The 18,022-nt window shown below is 67.6% G+C and carries 16 protein-coding genes; 6 read left to right on the top strand and 10 right to left on the bottom strand.

Annotated features, from left to right (window positions below; all coding sequences use genetic code 11):
* Positions 1–211 precede the first annotated feature (211 nt).
* Positions 212–1,642: a CoA transferase gene (locus DFJ67_RS35660; RefSeq protein WP_170216130.1), complete on the top strand. Its 1,431-nt coding sequence runs from the start codon at positions 212–214 to the stop codon at positions 1,640–1,642.
* 58 nt (positions 1,643–1,700) lie between these two features.
* On the opposite strand, the gene DFJ67_RS43050 is transcribed toward DFJ67_RS35660, so the two are convergent.
* From DFJ67_RS43050 to DFJ67_RS35650, 3 genes are all read right to left on the bottom strand, one after another.
* Positions 1,701–1,850: a pentapeptide repeat-containing protein gene (locus tag DFJ67_RS43050; protein ID WP_170216129.1), complete on the bottom strand. Its 150-nt coding sequence runs from the start codon at positions 1,848–1,850 to the stop codon at positions 1,701–1,703.
* Positions 1,835–2,179, bottom strand: coding sequence for a hypothetical protein (locus DFJ67_RS35655; protein ID WP_116073150.1), 345 nt, complete (start codon positions 2,177–2,179; stop codon positions 1,835–1,837). Before DFJ67_RS35655 ends, DFJ67_RS43050 begins: the two co-directional genes overlap by 16 nt.
* A gap of 156 nt (positions 2,180–2,335) precedes the next feature.
* On the bottom strand, positions 2,336–3,199 hold the full coding sequence (locus DFJ67_RS35650) for a LysR family transcriptional regulator (protein ID WP_116073148.1): 864 nt from the start codon (positions 3,197–3,199) through the stop codon (positions 2,336–2,338).
* 116 nt (positions 3,200–3,315) lie between these two features.
* Between DFJ67_RS35650 and DFJ67_RS35645 the strand changes: the two genes are divergently transcribed.
* Both DFJ67_RS35645 and DFJ67_RS35640 read left to right on the top strand, forming a co-directional pair.
* Entirely contained in the window at positions 3,316–3,948 is a 633-nt protein-coding gene (locus DFJ67_RS35645) for a dihydrofolate reductase family protein (protein WP_116073146.1), read from the top strand.
* Positions 3,949–4,304: 356 nt separating this feature from the next.
* Positions 4,305–5,063 (top strand): AfsR/SARP family transcriptional regulator, encoded by a 759-nt coding sequence (locus DFJ67_RS35640; protein WP_170216128.1) that lies wholly within the window; start codon positions 4,305–4,307, stop codon positions 5,061–5,063.
* A 311-nt stretch (positions 5,064–5,374) separates the two neighbouring features.
* Here DFJ67_RS35640 and DFJ67_RS35635 read toward each other — a convergent pair whose 3' ends face one another.
* The gene (locus DFJ67_RS35635; protein ID WP_116073142.1) at positions 5,375–6,166 is read right to left on the bottom strand and encodes a DUF3152 domain-containing protein; all 792 of its coding nucleotides are present in this window, start codon (positions 6,164–6,166) and stop codon (positions 5,375–5,377) included.
* A 117-nt stretch (positions 6,167–6,283) separates the two neighbouring features.
* Between DFJ67_RS35635 and DFJ67_RS35630 the strand changes: the two genes are divergently transcribed.
* From DFJ67_RS35630 to DFJ67_RS35620, 3 genes are all read left to right on the top strand, one after another.
* Complete coding sequence (locus DFJ67_RS35630) at positions 6,284–6,808, top strand: SigE family RNA polymerase sigma factor (RefSeq protein WP_116073140.1); 525 nt, start codon at positions 6,284–6,286, stop codon at positions 6,806–6,808.
* Positions 6,805–7,515 (top strand): hypothetical protein, encoded by a 711-nt coding sequence (locus DFJ67_RS35625; protein ID WP_116073138.1) that lies wholly within the window; start codon positions 6,805–6,807, stop codon positions 7,513–7,515. Before DFJ67_RS35630 ends, DFJ67_RS35625 begins: the two co-directional genes overlap by 4 nt.
* A 702-nt stretch (positions 7,516–8,217) precedes the next feature.
* Positions 8,218–8,511, top strand: coding sequence for a hypothetical protein (locus DFJ67_RS35620; protein WP_116073136.1), 294 nt, complete (start codon positions 8,218–8,220; stop codon positions 8,509–8,511).
* 123 nt (positions 8,512–8,634) lie between these two features.
* Here the strand turns inward: DFJ67_RS35620 and DFJ67_RS35615 are convergent, their stop codons facing one another.
* The 6 genes from DFJ67_RS35615 to DFJ67_RS35590 form a co-directional block, all read right to left on the bottom strand.
* A complete protein-coding gene (locus DFJ67_RS35615) occupies positions 8,635–9,060 on the bottom strand; it encodes a peptidoglycan-binding domain-containing protein (RefSeq protein WP_203783342.1) in 426 nt (141 codons plus the stop codon).
* Positions 9,061–9,212: 152 nt separating this feature from the next.
* The gene (locus tag DFJ67_RS35610) at positions 9,213–10,940 is read right to left on the bottom strand and encodes an MFS transporter (protein ID WP_203783343.1); all 1,728 of its coding nucleotides are present in this window, start codon (positions 10,938–10,940) and stop codon (positions 9,213–9,215) included.
* A complete protein-coding gene (locus tag DFJ67_RS35605) occupies positions 10,937–11,284 on the bottom strand; it encodes a MarR family winged helix-turn-helix transcriptional regulator (RefSeq protein ID WP_116073132.1) in 348 nt (115 codons plus the stop codon). Before DFJ67_RS35605 ends, DFJ67_RS35610 begins: the two co-directional genes overlap by 4 nt.
* A 209-nt stretch (positions 11,285–11,493) precedes the next feature.
* Entirely contained in the window at positions 11,494–14,016 is a 2,523-nt protein-coding gene (locus tag DFJ67_RS35600) for a S8 family serine peptidase (protein WP_116073130.1), read from the bottom strand.
* A 51-nt stretch (positions 14,017–14,067) separates the two neighbouring features.
* Entirely contained in the window at positions 14,068–16,965 is a 2,898-nt protein-coding gene (locus DFJ67_RS35595; RefSeq protein WP_170216127.1) for a M20/M25/M40 family metallo-hydrolase, read from the bottom strand.
* A 339-nt stretch (positions 16,966–17,304) separates the two neighbouring features.
* Positions 17,305–17,790 carry a hypothetical protein gene (locus DFJ67_RS35590; protein WP_147315743.1) on the bottom strand — a complete coding sequence of 162 codons (486 nt, stop codon included), beginning with the start codon at positions 17,788–17,790 and terminating at the stop codon, positions 17,305–17,307.
* Positions 17,791–18,022: the final 232 nt, after the last annotated feature.

Raw genomic sequence — 18,022 nt, 5'->3', positions numbered from 1 at the left:
GTCAGCCTCCGGCGGCGATCTATTCAGGACCTATTGGTGGGCGTCCTCATAGGCGCGGCGCAGCTGACCGAGACAGAGCCGCCTCAACAGCCAGCCGCACCCGAACACGGCCCATGCACACCACTGGCGCCAGCCGGCGCAACTATCCGAATCTGCTCGTGCGGGAACCGCGCTCGGGATCGGCTGCGAGTGGTGAAGAATGGTGGATGTCATGGGAATGGACGCGCGCCGTCTTCGGCGCGGCGAGTTGGAGCCGCTGGCAGACCTCATGGCGCAGGTCGGACTGGCCGGGCGGTTCAGCGGTGAGGCGACCATTTTCGGGTCGGATCCGGTCATCCGCTCGCCGCACCGCCTCGCGGAGGCGTCCTGCACCGCACACCTGTTGATCGCCGCCGCGGGCGCGGCGATCTGGGAGCACCGCGGCGGCGAGCCCACCGACATTTCGATGGACGTCGTCCACGGTCTGCATCATCTGCACCCGACCCATTTCGTCGAGCAGGCCGGCTACTCCAGCAACGTCGGAGCCGAGTTCGTGCAGGTCAACGGCGTTTTCCCGACCCGCGACGGCCACCACGTGATGCTCGAGGCGGGGCCGCCCTACCAGAAGCTGCTCAACGGCTACCTCAACTTCTTCGACTGCGGCAACAACAAGAGGTCCTTCGCCCGCGAGGTCGCCACCTGGGACGCGGACGATCTGGTGCAGGCACTCTCGGACGCCGGACTCCCGGCCTGCCGGGCCAGGACCCGTGCGGACTGGCTCACCCACCCGCAGGGTCAGGCGCTCGCCGCGGTGCCACAGATCGAGATCGTCAAGCTCGCCGATGGCGACCCGGTTCCCTTCGCGGACAACCCGATCTCACCCCTGGATGGCGTACGCGTGCTCGACTTCACACACGTGTTGGCGGGCCCCCGTAGCGCCCGGACGCTCGCGGAGTACGGCGCCGACGTACTCCACATCAGCTCGCCGTGGTTCGCCGACTCGCTCGCGCAGCACCTCGGCGTCGACGCCGGCAAGTACGACGCCTACCTCGACCTGCGCTCCGACGACGACCTGGCGACGATGCGCCGGCTGGCCGCGACAGCCGACGTTTTCGCCTGCACCTACCGCCCCACCGTCATCGAGCGTTTCGGCCTGGGGCCGCAAGCGCTGGCCGCCGCCAGCGAACGCGGGATGGTCTACATGTCCGCCAACGCCTACGGCCACGCGGGCCCATGGGCGCGCCGGCCCGGGTTCGACCAGAACGGCCAGGTGACGTCAGGGTTCGCGCTGGAGGAAGGCCAGGGCGGCCCACCGAAGTTCTCTCCCGTCTTCTACGTGGCCGACCTGATCACCGGCTACTGCGCCGCCGCCGGAATGATGGCGGCCCTGCTGCTGCGCGCCACGGAGGGCGGCTCCTACCAGGTGAAGCTGTCGTTGACCCGCAGTGTCATGTGGGTCCAGGATCTCGGCCTGCTCGACGTGAGGACCCAGGACGAGGTCCCCGAAACCGACACCTACCCGGCGGAGACGTTCTCCGTCGACACCACCTACGGTGCCGTGACCTTCCTGGCTCCGGCGGTCACGTTCACCAACCTGACCCTGCCCGCAGCCGACCGCTTGGTGCCATACGGCGCCGACCCGCCGGCATGGCCGTCGGCCTGATCCTCTACCACAGCCGCTGGGTTGAAGCCGTCCGGCCAGGTGGTGGTCTCGTCAGCTACTACGCGGCCAGAGTGGAGTGCCGCAGGACAGCACGGGTGAGGTCGAGATCTTCCAAGTCGGCCGCCCGCAGGTCTACATCCTCCAGCAGGGACACCGCGCCGCCGACGATCATCAGGCGGCGGCCGAGAACCGCTAGTGCTGTGCCCACGTCGTCGGGCAGAGCGCCCTGGAGGCGGGCCCGGTCCAGGGCCAGTTCCTCCTCGGGGCGCACCGGTGGCCAGGGCGCGCGTTGACGAACGCTGTGATCAGTGCGCGCACGTGGCCGCGGTGGCGTGGGGAGAGCTGTTCCAGGGCGTACATCCCACCGTGGCGCACCGAGATCCGCTCGCTCGCGAGCTGCTCGATAGCCCTGGTGAACAGGTCGATGAGCTGGCCGTCGCGGCTGGCCCGCACCTGGCGGAGAGTCATCGCCGCGCCGAGCGCGACGCCACCGAGGGCGAGCAGCCCGACGAGGGTCTGTAGCAGGGTGGGGCACACGTCGTTCTCCGCCCGCAGGCGTTCAGCGGCGCTTAGGCACCGCGCGACGCAGGGTCGCACCATCCGACGACGCAGGAGAGGTAACACTCTTCCGGCGCTTCGTGAGGGGCTGGCCGTCGCGGGTGGTCGCCCGGCTGCGTCGGCGCCAGGGGTGCGTCACGGCAATGAGGTCAGGATCTCGAGCAGCGCGGTAGTGGCGGGCGGGTCCGGCGGGTCTCCGTACGTCGCGGCGTAGATCCGGCGAGGGCTGTCCGTGAGCGGTGTGGCATGGACGCCCGGCGCCCGGTGCGCCCGCAACGCGAGTCCGTTGACGATCGCGACACCCATTCCGGCGGCCACCAGCGCCTGGGTGATGACGGTGTCGTCGCAGAAGTAAGCGAACCGTGGAGCGAAGCCGGCGCGTTCGCATGCGGTGATGGTGGCGGCCCGACAGCGTTCGCAGCCGCCGACCCACGCGGACTCGCGGTGGTCCTCGAGGCGCTGATCGGAGTGGTCGCTGACCAGGTAGAGGGGGTCGTCCAGCAGGTGGGTGAGCCGGAACCCCTCCTCCTCGTCCGGAGGAGTGTCGGCGTTGCGGAAGATCAAGGCGATGTCGACGGTTCCCGACCGCAGCATCCGCAGGCCGTCGGCCGGATGGGCGTCGATCAAGTTCAACTCGATGCCCGGGTACGACCGGGAGAGCGCGGCGGCCGCCTTCGGCACGAGGGTGCTGAGGACCGTCTGGAAACCGGCGAGCCGTACCCGTCCGGCACGAAGCCCCACGCGGGCGGCGAGCTCGAAAGACGCGGCGTCGAGTCGCCCCAGGATCTCCGCCGCCCGTCGTGCCAGCAGCTCTCCTTCGGGGGTCAGCCGGATGCCGCGGCCCACGCGTTGGATCAGCTTGGCTCCGGTGGCGGCTTCCAGCCGCGCTAGGTGGTGACTGACCGACGGTTGCGAGTAACGCAGTTCCTTCGCGGCCTCGGTCACCGAGCCGTGGCGGGAGACCGACTCCAGCACCTTGAGCTGAGTCAGGTTCAACATGCATCAAGTTTATCTATGAGATATGAGCGAACTTGGCATTGGACGTCATGACAATGAGGCTGCAAACATCGCTGATGACCGCGAAATGACCCCCGGCGACCGAAGGAGCACCAACCATGTCCCGCGTACGCGTCCAGAACTTCTCCATCTCACTCGACGGCTTCGGCACCGGCGAGGGTCAGAGCCGCGACGCACATTTCGGTCACGCCGGAGACAGGCTGCACGAGTGGATGTTCGCCACCAGGTCGTGGGACCAGGGCGGTAGCAGCGGCGTCGACGACCTCTTCGTGCAACAGTTCGAGTCCGGGATCGGCGCCGAGATCATGGGTGCCGGAAAGTTCGGCCACCCCGGATGGCACGAGGACCCGGATTGGAAGGGGGCGTGGGGCCCCAACCCGCCGTTCCACACGCCGGTCTTCGTCCTGACCCACCACACCCGCCCGTCGATCGAGATGGAGGGCGGCACGACGTTCCACTTCCTCGACGCGTCGCCGGCCGAGGCGCTCAAGACGGCCCGCGAGGCCGCCGGCGACCGGGACATCCGCCTCGGGGGAGGGGCCACCATGATTCGCGAGTTCGTCGTTGCCGGGCTGGTCGACCATATGCACGTCGTGGTGGTCCCGATCCTGCTCGGCCGGGGCGTACGCCTCTGGGACGGGCTGGAGGGCATCGAGAAGGACTACCGGGTCGAGGCCACCTCCTCGTCCAGCGGAGTCACCCACGTGACGTTCACCCGCAACGGCGCCTGAACCGCTGTGTGTGCCGGGTAGACCAAGACTAGGGACAGTTCACCGTTGATGTACTCGTTCTCCTCGTAGACAAGGCCGATGTCGACCCGGCACCCCGCGGGCATTTGGGCATGGGCAGGATCGCCACCCAGCACTAGAGCCATGCCGGCCAGTAGCACAGCCACCAGGCCTCGGACCACAACCTTTTTCACTGGCATCCCCGATCTTGTCGTTGTGAGCCGCTGTGGTCTGTCCCGATAGATCGCGACCACGGTCAGCGGCCCGCACTAGCCGTCGACGCGGGCCGTCCGGTGCCAACGGAAACGCTGATCGACCGGGTGTGGGGGGAGCAGCCTCCGCCTCGGGTTCGGTCGGCCGTGCACGCCAACGTCACGCATCTGCGCCGGCTGCTCGTGGTGACCGGGGCGGAGCTGCACGAGCAGGCCCGACCGGTGTTGGTGCGTCAATCCGGGGGCTACACACTTCACGTCGATCAACACCAGATAGACCTGCATCGGTTTCGGACACTGGCCTCGCGCGCCCGGCATCGCAGTTGTCCGGATTCCGAACGTGCGACGATTCTGCGTGAGGCGCTCGATCTGTGGAGCGGCCAGGCCCTGTGCGGCGTCGCAGGACAGTGGCCGACACTCACCCGCAGCCGGTGGAGCATGGAACGACTGGACGCGGCCGTCGCGCTGCTGGCCGATTTCCCCTTCGCCGAGCCCCTCATCGTCGTGTTGATGCGAGCGCTTCACGCGACCGGCAGAAGGGCCGAGGCACTCGAGCGTTACGCAAGTACGCGCACCCACCTCGTTGACGAATTGGGCGCCGACCCTGGTCCAGAACTACAGGCCCTGCACCACGCGATCCTGCGCGGGGACGCGGACCCGCCCGCCTTCGGGTCCGCGCCGGTGGCCGTCCCGGCGCTGCTGCCCATGAGTATCCGAAGCTTCATCGGTCGCCGACGCGAACTCGCCTTGCTTGATGCGGCACACGCCACGTCCGGTGCGCACCCCACCGCAGTGACCGTCGCGGCCGTGTCGGGCGCGGCGGGCGTGGGCAAAACGGCCTGGGCCCACCAGCTGTCGCCATCTGCCGCACGAGCGATCTTCGGCACGGGCTCGGGCACGCCCTGAACGCGGTCGGTTGGCATCATGCGCAGCTTGGCGGCTACCACGAGGCCCTGACCCACTGCCGAGAGGCGATCGAGGTCACCCGGAACCTCAACGACCGGGCCGGCCAGGCCAACGCCTGGGACACTCTCGGGTACGCCCAACACCACCTCGGCGAATACGCATCGGCGGTCACCAGCTTCGTCGGGCTATCGACCTATTTCACGACCTCGGCGATCGATACTACGCATCCATGGCCTGGACCCACCTCGGGTCCAGGCCTGGGGGAGCGGCGAGCAGGCACGGACGGGCGAGAGGGCGTAGAAGCAAGGTCCTCAGGCGGCCCGGCGCGCGCCTTCGCGTGGCGGCAACTCGTCGTCGTATTCGCCGAGCGGACCCCGGTAGCGCCGGCCATCGCGGTACGGCCACGCGTTGGCGGTGCACCCGTGCAGGCCGAGCGTCTGCTGCTGCATGACCGGCGCCGGCTGGCCGGGTCCTGGGCACCTCTCGTGGCCCAGACCGAGCCGGTGCCCGACCTCGTGGTTGACCATGTATTGCCGGTAGGTGTTCACGCTGGCCCCGTAGCCAGGCACTCCCTTGACCCAGCGCGCGACGTTGAGCACCACCCGGTTGGCGTTGCGACACGAGGTGTAGCCGTCCGGAATGTCCTGGCACAGCTTGTCGCGGGTGCCGGGGGTGGCCAAATAGATGGTGAAGTCGGCTGGTTGGTCGAGGCCAACCCGGCGAAGTTGCCAGCTTCCGCCGGCGGTCCACCCTCGCGGGTCATTCAGCGTCGCGGTGACCGCTGCGGCCACGTCGGCCACCGGCAGTCCGGTTATGTCGCGCTCCACCGCCACGCGGTAGCGCAGCAGCTGGCCGCGGCCGGGCCGGGTCGGTGCCTCGGCGGCAGCGGTCGACCAGCGGTTGCGTCCGGTGGCGGGGTAGCTGATGGCGGCGACCGGTGACCTGGACAGCCTCGCGGCTGGCGCGCGGGCGGCCTCTTTCCGGGGCTGCCCGGCCGCCGGCGTCGTGGGGTGCGCGCCTGCCGGCGCCCCACAGCCGCCGAGCAGCATCGCTAGCAGCACCGCCTCGGTCGCCCGGCGCCGACGCGTACCCTTGCTCAGCATGTCTCTCCCTTCGCGGCGCCGTCCTACGGCTGCGCGGGAAGGGAGACGGGTGACCAGGTCGGAAAGTTGATCTCGCGGAGACTCAACCTTTCACCGTCCCCACCCGTCTCTTCCCGCGTGGAACGGGAAAGGGGCCGCGGTGACCGGGGTGACACGGAGTTCATCGAGTTCGCGCGGGCGGCGTCCGCGCGTCTGGTGCACGCCGCGTTCCTCATGACCGGCGACCACCACCGGGCCGAGGACGCGGCGCAGACGGCACTGGTCCGCACCTACGCGTCCTGGTCGCGCATCCGCGACGGTGACGCCTACGGGTACGCCCGCAGCGTCCTGGTCAACCACCTGGTCGACGGGTGGCGGCGGCCGATTCGGGAGTACCCGACCGACGAGGTCCCGGAGCAGCGGCGCGGGGACGTCGCCGACGAGGTCACCACCCGCCTCTGGCTGGTGGCGGTGCTCGGCGCGCTCAGCCCGCGAGAACGGGCCATCGTCGTGCTGCGCTACTACTTCGACCTCGCGGAGGCGAAGGTGGCCGAGGAACTCGGAGTTTCGCTCGGCACGGTCAAGAGCACCAGCTCCCGTGCCCTGGAGAAGCTGCGGGCCGCCAGCATCCGAGAGCCGCAGACCCAGGAAACGTGCCCATGAGCGAGCTACAGCGGCTGCGCGACGCCATGCGCGCGACCGAGCAGCCCACCGCCCTCGACCTGGCCACAATCATGCGCGACGGGCGGCGGCTGCGCCGGCGCCGCCGACTCGCCCGCACCGGAGGGGCGACGGTGGCCGTCGCGTTGGTCGTCGCCGTCGCGCTGGTTGCCGTCGGCAGGGACGGTCTGCCACCGCACGAGCACCGCCAAAGGCCAGCCGCCGTCGCGCCCACACCAACACCCACGGCCACCTCCGAGTCGCGCGTGCCGGTCGGCGCGGTGGTCGACACCGGCATCCGCTACGGCGCCGACCAGCGGGTCTACTACTTCGTCCCAGTCGAGGTGCCCGGTCACCCCGGAGTGACGATCGGGCTGGTTGGCGGTCGCCGGCTGGCGGGTGGCGCGCTGACCACGGACTACCTGGTCAACGACGTCGAGGGCACCGACCGCAGCGCCGGCTTCCACGCGATTGGCTGCGACGAGTCGGGCGCACCGCGGACATTCCCCCCCGTTCCGACCTTTGGCTACTTCGTCGGCCCGGCCCAGCGAATCGTCGGCACGGTCGACGGCCGGCAGGTAACCGCCCAACTGGCGCGGTGGAGCGAGGACCCGCAAGTGGTGATCTTCTGGTTCGATCCAGCCGACCTGGCGCCCGGCGTGCCGCTGGACGGGATCGTCGCCCGCGACATCCACAACCGCCGGTTGTGACGCCGGCCCGGCGGCGAGCGTGCCGTGCGAGTGCCGGATCGGGGTGGTGGTGTTCGTTGCAGGGATGGGGCCGGCCACCAGGGGCGGCGCAAGCAAGGACCGCCGGAACGGATTCGAGCGCGGCGGTTAGGCACTCGGGCGCGGCGACGACGAGACCACCGCGTTCATCAGCCAGCCCTACGAGCGCGCCGACGCGTTCCTGCTCGGCCGGCGCTCTCTCCCAGGACGAGCACTACCGAGCGCCGGAGCAGTCCGAGGCGAGGGTGCACCCCGATGACCGCCGACGACTAACTCTGCACGCTCTTCATGCGCCGACCGCGTGGCGCAGCGAGAAGATCCCGCATGGTCTGGGCGAGGTCACGACTGCCATCCGTCAATTGCATCCAGAGGTAGCGAAACGGCGCCGAGAGATGCACCCGGAGGCGCTCAGGACATCGAGGGCCTGGTGGGGTCGCCGGCGGGTGGGCCGATCCAGGTCCAGGTCGAGGCCGATGTCCGAACCCGAGGGGATCTCGTTGGCGGAGATCGTCACGAACCGGCGTCGGCAGCGCGGAGACGCTGACGTCGACAAGCAGGCGCGAGGACGTTGGTGCGGTCTGATCAGCCACGCTGCCGCGCAATTTCTGGGGCGGGCTGGTCGTGCCAGCAGACATCGGTGGTGTGGCAAGATCGCAGACCCACACCCACCGGCAGGGAGACTCGATGGCTACACCGAATCTGTCCAACAATGCGCTTCAGAAGGGTGATCGCTGGGCTGCATTCCGCGGGCTCAGTTGGTGGCAGCTCATCCTGTCGCTGCTGCCGCTGGTCCTCATTGGGCTCGGTGGCCTCGTCGGCGGTGCCGTTGGCGGCGCGGGCGCGTGGTTGAACCTGAAGGTGGCGCGCAGGTCGCTGCACCCGGCGGTCAAGGCGTTGGCCATGATCGCCGTGGTGGTAGCCACCTACGTCGTGTGGTCGTTCGTCGCCATCGCACTCAAGACGTTGGTTGCCAGCTAGATTCCGTCTCGTACGGGCGTAGATACCGCCACACGTCGCGTGCGCGACAAGGGCATCGTGAACGCGAGCGCTTCCGCGATGCCCTTGTCGAGGAATGCCGGCCGCTCCTCCGCCCTCGCCAGCTCAGACGCCGGCGTGTTGGCAACCTGGGTGAAAGTAGGCGAACCAGACCATTGCCCGGCGGGTGTTGGGGCCGTAGATGCCATCGGCAGCGGTGCCCGCGCGGCGCTGCGCCGAGACGAGCGCCGACCGGGTGCGGGGTCCGAACTGGCTGTCCACCGTGAGGCCGGCGGTGTAGCAACGGTTGAGGTTCTCCTGCAGCCAGCGGACGCCATCGCCCGTGTTGCCCTGCCGGAGCTGACAATCCCAGCTGTCCTCCCACGTGGGCCCGGAAATGGCCCACAGCGGCACGGCGCTCGCATAAGGAGTGGGGCTGGCTGTGTTGCAGGTCGGCAGCGCCGCGAAGCTGGGCGACGCGGGCACCACCACCCCGGCAACGCCGAGCGCGGCCGCGGCGATGATGCCGAGAGTTCGTGACTTGATTGACACGTGGCTACTCCGTTCCCCGAAACAGAGCGCTAGATCGCGCATTCCGGAGCGGAAGTTAGTCGATGGATATCGAAGTATCAAGGCATTCCGTTGGCGGCCTTCGCCATTCGCGAAGCGAGCAGCGCTGTGTGGGGCAGCGCTGGATTGATGGCTCAGCTGGTGCCGTCGCGCACCGGATAGTGGATGACGATCGCACCGCCGGTGGCGTAGTTGGCGACATCTGCGGCGACCTGCCGGCCTTGCGGAGACGACCTCGACGCGGTCATTGCCGCAGCGTCGGCGAACTCCGCTTCGAAGACCGCGAAGTAGGGCGGCTGTCCCTGCGTCGCGGCCACGTCGAAGCTGTAGCGCCACGCGAGCAGGCCGGGCATGAGTGCGACCAGCGGGAGGTGGTGGGTCACGTAGTAGTCGCGGAAATGGTCGGGATCGGCGGGCTCGGGATACAGGACCACCAACTTGTGCATGTTCGGTTCCTTTGCTCGCGGGTGCGTGCTATCCAGTTCGGGCTGGCGATGGCGGGCGAGCGTCAGGCTGGTCAGTGCCGTGATCGCCATCGCGGCGATGCCGACCAGTGCTGCCGTCGTGTAGGCGCCGTCGTTCGGGAAGAGCCGGCCGGTGCCGGCGCCCAGGATCAGGCCGCCTAGAGCGCTGCCCAGGGCGTACCCGACGCTGCGTACCACGTAGTTGAAGCTCATGGCGCTTGATGTTTCGCTCTTGGGGGTGACGGCCAGGATGACGCCGGGCATGGCGGCCGAGAAGCTGCCGACGCCGAAGCCCAGCACGCCCATGGCCGTGAGCAGTTCGGCTAGGTTCGACCGTTCGGCGGCGAACAGCACGAACCCGCTGCCGACCACGACGGCGCTGCCGGCCAACAGCAGGGGCGCGTCGATCCGTTCGCGGACTCGCGGCGTGAGCTTGCCGGCGACGGAGCCCAGCACGGAGAACGGCACGAGGACCAGCCCGGCTTCAAAGGTGGTCAGCCCGAATCCGTAGCCGGCGCTGTTCGGTGTCTGCGCATACCGGGTGATGAGGGTGAGCAGCAGATACATGCCGCTCCCGCCGACGAACATGGCGATGTTCGCCCCGGCGACTGCCGGGTGCCGCAAGGCCCGGACGTCGACCAGCGGTGTCCTGCTGCGCAACTCGGAGGCGACCCAGACGCACAGCAGGAGCACAGCGCCGATGGCGAGGACCACCGCCACCCGGAGGTGATGGCTCCACAGGCTCCGCTGGCTTGCCAGGAACAGGACCAGGAACAGACCCGCCGCGAGTACGAGCGCACCCGCCACGTCCACGCGAGCGGAGCGGCCTTCGGGAGCCTTGGGGATGGAGCGCCACGCGACCAGGAGTGCGGCGGCGGTGACGAACAGGCCCAGGCTGTAGGCCGCTCGCACACCGCCGAGTTCGGCGAGCAGCCCGGCGAGCGGGTAACCGACGCCAGCCCCGATGATCGAGACCACCGAGATCAGGGCGATCGCAGCCGCGCTGCGCCCCTCGGGAAGATGGTCACGGGCTACGCCCATCATCAGCGCCGTCAACCCGAGTCCGGCGCCCTGGGCCGCCCTGCCGGCTAGCAGCCAGGCGAATGGCAGCGGCAGCACGGTGAGCGCGCTGCCAGCGACAACGAGCGCCAACGTGGCGAGAATCGTGGTCCGCCGGTGTGGGCCGGCGCCGAGCCGGCCGAGGACGGGCGTCGCGACGGCGCCGCTCAGCAGCGCGATGGTCAACGTCCACTGCGCACTGTCGAGCGAGACGTGCAACGTGGTGGCCACGCTGGTGACGAGCGGCGTCCCCAGACTGCCGACCGCCGCGACGACCAGGGCTATGAACATCAGGGCGGGGACCAGCGGCCGTGCTTTGGAACTCGGCAAGACGGTCACTGATTCTGGTCTTCGAGCTCGGCCAGATGCAGCAGCGCCGGAAGGGCGCCCTGCAAGGCGTTGACTTCTTCGCTGGTGAGTTCGTCGATCAATCGCGCGAACGCCTCGACGCCGGCCTGGCGCCGCGTCCGAACATAGGACGCGCCCGCCTCGGTCAGCCACACCAGCGTCACCCGCTTGTCGGACGGGTCGCCTCTGCGCTCGACCAGCCCGGATTCCTCCATCACCCGAACCAGGACGGTCATCGCGGGTTGGGTGACACCTTCGTTCACGGCCAGGTCGGTGATCCGTCGCGGGCCGGTCCGATCCAGGGTGGCCAGGGTGGCCGCGGAGGTGATGCTCATGTCACGTGGAAGACGTCTCACGGCCCTGGTGGCCAAGCTGTAGAGGGCTGACCCGATCTCAGCGGACGCGCCACGAGCGGCGTCTTGACGGCTCATGGTCGAAGCATAGCACTTTTATATGAACCGTTTATGTATCTCGGCCCGACAAGGCGAAGGCCTGGCCAGCCGGGCTCAGGCGAACCTGAGCCTGGCTGGCCAGGCCACGTGGGCTAGTCGCGGCCGGACCCTGCCCCGGGCAGTGTCCGCACGACGGTCAGCGTCACATCGCCGTGCCGATAGGACACCCTGAACAGGTGGCGGCCCGCGTTCAGGACCCGCCGTTCCGGCAGGGAGTGGAAGTGGCCCTTGACCGAGTCGCCGCTCATGATCGTCAGAACCGTGCCCGGCGTGAGGCGCGCGCGAACGTCCAGGTCGAGTTCCCCGCCCAGCACCAGGTCACCCTCGGCCCGCACGCTCGTGTAGTCGTGGTCACCGGAGATGGTGATGGCCAGCCGACCCGCTCGGCTGACGGTCACGTCGCCGCCGACCTTCAGGACGTTGCCTGGCCCGATGTCGGTGAAGGTGAGGGACGCCGCGGACGCCGCTTCACCGGACGACAGCCCGGGCTCCAGCACACCGCTGTCGACGTCGATGCTGCGTGCCACGAAACCGGTGCCGCCGAGCGTGCCGCCCTTGACCTCGATCGAGCTCGCGTGCGAGCCGGTGATCGAAAGCTTCCCGCCTTCAACCCTCGTGCCGCCCTCGTAGGTGTTGTCGCCGGTCATGACCAGCGTCCCGCGGCCCCGCTTGGTCAGCGAAGCCGTGTAGAGGTGCTTGTCGATCTTGTGTTTGATGTACGCCGCGCGGGCGTCCATCCATTCCTTGCGCCACTTGACGGCGTCCTTGTAGCGGACCTTGTCGTACAACTCGGGATGGCCGTCAGTGAGAGCCTGGATGTAAGGATCGGCCAAAATGCCCTGAAGCACGAAGGCCTGTTCGTCAAGCGTGCCGTCCGGGTGCAGCACGTTGGGGCTGAACTCACCGGCGTAGGCGATGCCATGCCGCTTGTAGCCGGCCAGCCACTCCCGATCTTCCTTTTCTCTCGCCTTGATCGCGGTCTGGCTGATGTCGTTAGACCAGACGTCAAGAGGCGCTTTGTTCATGGTGTAGGTCATGGGGCTCAGGAACTGGCCGGGACCATACATGCCCTTGGCCAGGTCGGGAATGCCCCAGCCCCAGCGTTCGTCCGGAAGACCGTCGGGAGCGGTCCAGGCGATGGATGCCCCGGTGGGGGAGGTCTGCCCGGTGCCGAGGAATCTCACGCCGTCGGACATCTTGTTGTTAGCCGTGGTGAACATCAGTTCACGCACCTGCTTGGCGTCCATGTTGGGATAGCGGGAGAGCAGGACCCCCATCACCGCGGTGCCAACGGGCGTTGCCGGTGATGTGCCGCTCGAGTTCGAATAGTTGGTGTCGCCGGCGCTGCTCGTGGTCCGAACGCTGTTTGACGGGGTCGACACGGTCCACCATCTGGCGAGCCCGGCCTCGTTGAACCCGAACTGCTTTGTGTATTCGGAGTTGGTCGCGCTGGGCGGTTGCACCCCGCCGACGGCTACGAACTGATTTTCCGCCCAGGGATTGAAGAGGGGATACGACGGGCGGAAGAACGGGTTGCTCCAGTCGTTGTTGCCGGACGACCTTACGTTGACGGTGCCGCTGTCCTTGATGGCATCCCAGATGGCGTCCATAAAGGAACGTCCAGGGTACCTCGGATTGTATTGTTCGCCGCCTTCCGAGTAGCAGATCTTGAAGAAGAAGTACTGGTACTCCAGGTCCTTCAGATACTCGTTGGGGAGAATGGTCGCCATTGCCGTGGGACTGACGCTGTCCTTGCCGGCCACCTCGTAAGCGTTGGCGAGGTTGCCGTTGACTCCAAGATCGTTTCCGCGACCGTCGAAGCGGGCTCTGTCGATGGTCTGGACAAAAGAGCCCCAACTGCTGTTGATGACCTGGGCGCCGGCGTCGACCAGGGCCTTGTTGGCTGTATGCCAGTAGACGTAGTCGTGGAAGGGGCCGTGCGACTGGGTATCGGAGCCACCGGTCTTGGCAACATAGATCTTCGATCCAAAGGCGATGCCGTGTTGTTCTTTGCCGTCGCGGATGCCGGAGGTGACCCCGAGCATGCCGGTCCCGTGGCTGTAGTCAGTTGTTCGCGCCTGATCGGCGGCCACCGTGAACGGCTCGCCCGCGGTAAACGGGTTCCCCGGAGTTGCCGCGTTTCGATACCCGAAGCCGGACGTGCCGTAGACCCCCTCCGCTCGCACCGGAACGATCAGCCCGGTCTGAAACGCTTCGTGGGTGGGCCGGTAGCCCGAGTCCATCATGCCCAGTTCGACGCCCTGCCCGAAGTAGCCCAGGGCGTAGGCGGTGGACGCGTTTACCGCGACGAGCTGCCATGGTGAATCGATCGCGGTGCCGGGGTTAGCAGGGTTGTGCCCGGTGTAGTAACCATATTCCGGCGTTTCCCAACTGGCTTTGGCGGCAGCAAATTCCTCCGGACGCGTGGCGACAAAGCCGGGGTCTCCCGGGTAGGTCGTCGGCCGGCCACCAGGATGATCAGGCGTCAGTGTCGGACCGGTCTTGGGCGATGCCGAGGCGAACCCGGCCGGAAGGAACGCGATGCCTGCTCCGGCAGCAAGAGCGCCTCCCACTCGTCGCAGAAACTGTCGCCGACTCGTGAACCTCATGCTCATTCCGGCTCCTTCCTGAGGGGTCGAGCTATAGCGGACTGGGCGGCCTGCACGTCACACGAGGTGGATCGACCGCACCTGGGTGTTGCCCTTGGTTTCGACGTACACCTGGTAATCGCCGACTGTGTAGGTGCCAGCAGCGTTGTTTTTGATGGTGAACGAGGCCGTCACGGGTGTCTCGCTGCCATCGACATGGGTCTGCTTCACCGTGATGGTCAACGCGTTCGTGTTGCCCGTCAGCTTCTTCACCACCGCCGACGGCTTCGCACCGACGACCGCGTTGGCGACTGTCACGTAGACGGCGTCGGGAGAGGAGAACTCCGCGTTCTTCTGCCCGTCACCGAACTGGAAGAAGCCCCGCTGTTGGATGGCACCGCGGCCGGGGAACGGATCCGGGTTCGAGGCCAGGTAGGTCGGATTGACCGTGTAGAGGTCCGTCTTGGAATCCGCGAGGATGGGCTGCACCCCGGTGTAGGGCGCATCGGTGATCGCGAGGTTCACCGACAAGTAGATGGCGTCGGGGTTGTTGGCCGAGGTGCGCGAGGAGAAATACTTGTCGGCACTCTGCCCCGCGGGAACTGCCAGCGGCACAACCGTGTCGCCGACGAGAATGTTGAACTGGAAGTCGCCGTAGCCGCCGGCGACGAACTTCGCCCAAGCCGGGTCCGACATATAGCCGGGGCGCTCCACCTTGAACTCGAGCCGCATCGGCGCCACGTACGTGCTGTTCAGATACTCGGTGTCGGTCAGTGGCAGGTAGACCCCGCCCGGGGCGTGCCCCAGCGCGAAGGCCGACGCCGTCGGGGCCGAGTTTCCGCGTGCGTTCCACATCGGAACGTTGAATTTCGTGGCGCCGAGCAGGGCCTGGCTGCCCAACTGGCTCGTGCCGACCGCGGCCGACGCGTCCTTGAAGGTGCCGATCGTGACGTCGAGCAGGTCGAGGTCCGACCGGTCGGCGTTCAGCCCCGGGATGTTGGCCGACATGAACTTGGCACCGGCGGGCCCGGAGTAGCGGGCCATCTCCAGCATGCCGTCGGCCATGATCTTGGTCATCTGCACCGCCGAGTCGACCTTCATGCGCTCGTTGGCCGTGTGCCACCAGCGCTCGTTACCCGGGATCACGGCGCCGAAGGCGGTCATCTTGTTGCGGTAGCTACTGGCCAGGGTGCCGCCGGTCGTGCCCTGCGGATAGACCACGTCCTTGAGGGAGTTCGGATCCGCGAACTCCTTCGGGTTGCCCTCGACCGAGGCTCGGTAACTCCCGAACTGAAGCGCCGTCAGCGGGTTGTCGTGATCGACGTACAAGCCGGCGCCGATCGGCGAGCCGAGGTCACCGATGGTGAACCCCTTCGCCTGGAAGGCGGCCGTGACCGCCGCCGTCGCCTGGCCGGAGTCAGCCGCGGTGACGTGCATGCTGCGCACGAACATCGGCATGCTGAGGCTGCCGGTGGCGTCGGTGTAGAAGCTCGTCGGGGTCTCTGAGTTGATCCCGCCCATGAGGGCGAAGGTCAGGTTCGGCGTGCCGTTGCTCGGGTTGCGCAACAGGTTCGCCGGGATGCCCATGTACTTGCCGATATACGCTTCGCCTTCGACACCGTCGCGGAAGAACAGGTCGGCGATGCCGTCAGCGGCCTTCTTCAACTGCATGTCGGCGGCCGTGATCCCCACGGTGCCGAGGCCCTGGGAGAGCAGGAACATTCCCCACACGACGGCGTTCCTGCCGTATTGCGGTGTCGGCATCTCCATCGCCACATCGGTGTTGACCTCCAGCGTGAGCGAGTCGCCAGTGATCGTGGTCTGCACCTTGGGCGTGGTGTGGCGGGCGGCGGGGAGCCAGCCCTTCGTCTTCGCGGCACCGGTGATCGCCGACACGAACCGCTTACGCTGGGCGGAGCTGGCCCCCGCCACATCGAGGGTGAAGATGGCCCGCGAGGCGACCTGCGTGGTGCTGCCGTACGCGATGTCCTTGAGGGTCGGGTCGCATTCGCGCAGGGTGACGCCGGCGGTGGCACCCGTCAGCCGGAAGGCCTTGGAACTGTCCGCGGACAAACTCATCGCCACTGACGGGGTCACCGCTCCGGAGTTGCCGACGATGACCGGGAACCGCGAGTCCGAGGTGTAGGCCGCGATCGGGATCTCTTCGCGGTTGAGGTTCTTGTAGGCCCAGTTGTCATAGAAGGTCGGGTTCGAGTTGTAGGGGATGGACTGGAAGGTGGCCGTGTTCGTCGTCGAAGGCGTGCCGGGACCGCCGTCTTCGTAGATCCCCATGACGATGCGGATGCGTCGGTCGAGGGGCAACCCCGCCTCGAGCAGCGCCTTGGCCGCGAGCAGCGTCGCCAGCGTCGGGCCGCTGTCGTCCTGCATGCCCGCTCCGTAGACCCAGCCGTCCTGGATGTAGGGGGAGTGGTAGGCACCAGGAGTGCCGAGGTTGCCATCGGCGTCCCGCCAGCGTGCGAGCTGCGCCGGCGACACGGAGGCCGTCGGCGAGTCGAGGTGGCTCAACGCCATGACCATCTCCGGGGCGTCCGGGTCACCGATCTCCGCGTAGACGTACTTGTCGGGTTGGCGTTGCACGACCACCGGGAACCCCAGGTCGGTGGCCAGCTTGACCACCCAGGCGAGCTTGGCGACCTTGCGGTCGTACTCGTTCTGGTTGGCTTCGGTGTTGCTGACCGGGAAGGGGTAAGCGGTCGCGGCCGTGCCGCCTCGGGAGATGGAGTCATAGCTCGACCCGTCCAGCATCGCCCCGATCAGAGTGAGCGGGTCGTAGCTGCCGTCCCCCGCCCGCGCGCTGTTGACGCGTCCAGCCAACGCCTCGACTTCCGCGTGGATCGCGTCGCGCTCGGCGTCGGTCACCGACAGGTCGTAGGTGACACTCGGCTGGAAGCGCTCCTTGCCGGAGCTGGTCGCGGACGCGTTAGCCGGCACACCCATGGACAGGAGCAATGACATGGCAAGTGTCAGAGCAAGAGGCTTCTTCCGCATCTCCGCGATCTCCCTGAAATGGTCAAACCCAAAAACATCGGATGATCTTCGTCGTACGCGGCGCTGCCGGGTTCGGTGCGTCACCGGGGCCGGTCTGTCCATCGTGGACGACAACGTCAGCCTGTCGCGCTACAGAATGGACACCTCCACCCAACCCCAGACGAGCCCGCGTGGTTGGCCTCGATGCTAATGATCATTGGCGATTCTGTATCCCGGAGTTATCTCGCCGTTACCTGTGCTCACGCTGGGTGGTCGCGGACAAGATGCCGCCGGCCAGGTTGTGGGCAGTCCGAGGCTGTGCGTCTTCTAACATCCCCATTTCTCGGCGAGGGCCGAGGACGGGAGCGTGGCGCCGTCGACGAGGACCTGGTCGTGCTTGAGCCCCTGGGCCATCGACTGCTCGATGCCGCTGACGGCCGTCCTTCGCGAGGTGGTGATCGACAGCATGAACATTGCCGGTAGGGGTCCCGTGAGCGGTACGGCTTCAGATTTCCACGGTCCCGCATCCCCGATCACGAACGGACCCGTCGACCTCTGCTTCCTGGCTCCGCTCACGCTCCACAGCACGCGGCTTGTCGGCTGCACGGAGACGTCTTCTTCGTAGGGGTATTCCTCGATGGTCAGCCCCGCGACGTATTCGTCGCCGCATTGCGGAACGACTGCCGCGACCTGCCCGTCGACCGATACAACGCCCGCCGGGTCCGCCGTTGGATCGCCCATGTAGCAACCAGCCAGCAGGAGCGACGCGGCGACGGCGGCTGCCAGCAGTCGCAATGTGCGGAGGTCCAGCACCGGTAGCCTCCTCGCCTCGCCTGGGGCACTCGGGCTATGCATCGACCTTGATCACCTCGTGTCTCGACAGCCAGGCAGCCAGCCGCGAAATGAAGTCGGCAATTGCCGTCCCGCGGTCCGGGTGAACTCGCACGTTGCTCCTCACGCCGCTGAACCATCCCACTTCGGTCCCCCGCTTCCTCGAACCCCGGGTCCGCGAAGTGGCGGTCGGCTAGCTGAAGGAGCAGGACAA

It is taken from the genome of Asanoa ferruginea, from assembly GCF_003387075.1.
Taxonomy (GTDB): domain Bacteria; phylum Actinomycetota; class Actinomycetes; order Mycobacteriales; family Micromonosporaceae; genus Asanoa; species Asanoa ferruginea.
This window is presented reverse-complemented; position numbering and strand designations above follow the sequence as displayed.

Excerpts from the sequence above, each read along its gene's own strand:
- DFJ67_RS35660 (WP_170216130.1), top strand. The coding sequence starts at position 212 with ATGGGAATGGACGCGCGCCGTCTTCGGCGCGGCGAGTTGGAGCCGCTG.
- DFJ67_RS35650 (WP_116073148.1), bottom strand. The coding sequence starts at position 3,199 with ATGTTGAACCTGACTCAGCTCAAGGTGCTGGAGTCGGTCTCCCGCCAC.
- DFJ67_RS35645 (WP_116073146.1), top strand. The coding sequence starts at position 3,316 with ATGTCCCGCGTACGCGTCCAGAACTTCTCCATCTCACTCGACGGCTTC.
- DFJ67_RS35635 (WP_116073142.1), bottom strand. The coding sequence starts at position 6,166 with ATGCTGAGCAAGGGTACGCGTCGGCGCCGGGCGACCGAGGCGGTGCTG.
- DFJ67_RS35625 (WP_116073138.1), top strand. The coding sequence starts at position 6,805 with ATGAGCGAGCTACAGCGGCTGCGCGACGCCATGCGCGCGACCGAGCAG.
- DFJ67_RS35620 (WP_116073136.1), top strand. The coding sequence starts at position 8,218 with ATGGCTACACCGAATCTGTCCAACAATGCGCTTCAGAAGGGTGATCGC.
- DFJ67_RS35605 (WP_116073132.1), bottom strand. The coding sequence starts at position 11,284 with ATGAGCATCACCTCCGCGGCCACCCTGGCCACCCTGGATCGGACCGGC.
- DFJ67_RS35600 (WP_116073130.1), bottom strand. The coding sequence starts at position 14,016 with ATGAGCATGAGGTTCACGAGTCGGCGACAGTTTCTGCGACGAGTGGGA.
- DFJ67_RS35595 (WP_170216127.1), bottom strand. The coding sequence starts at position 16,965 with ATGTCATTGCTCCTGTCCATGGGTGTGCCGGCTAACGCGTCCGCGACC.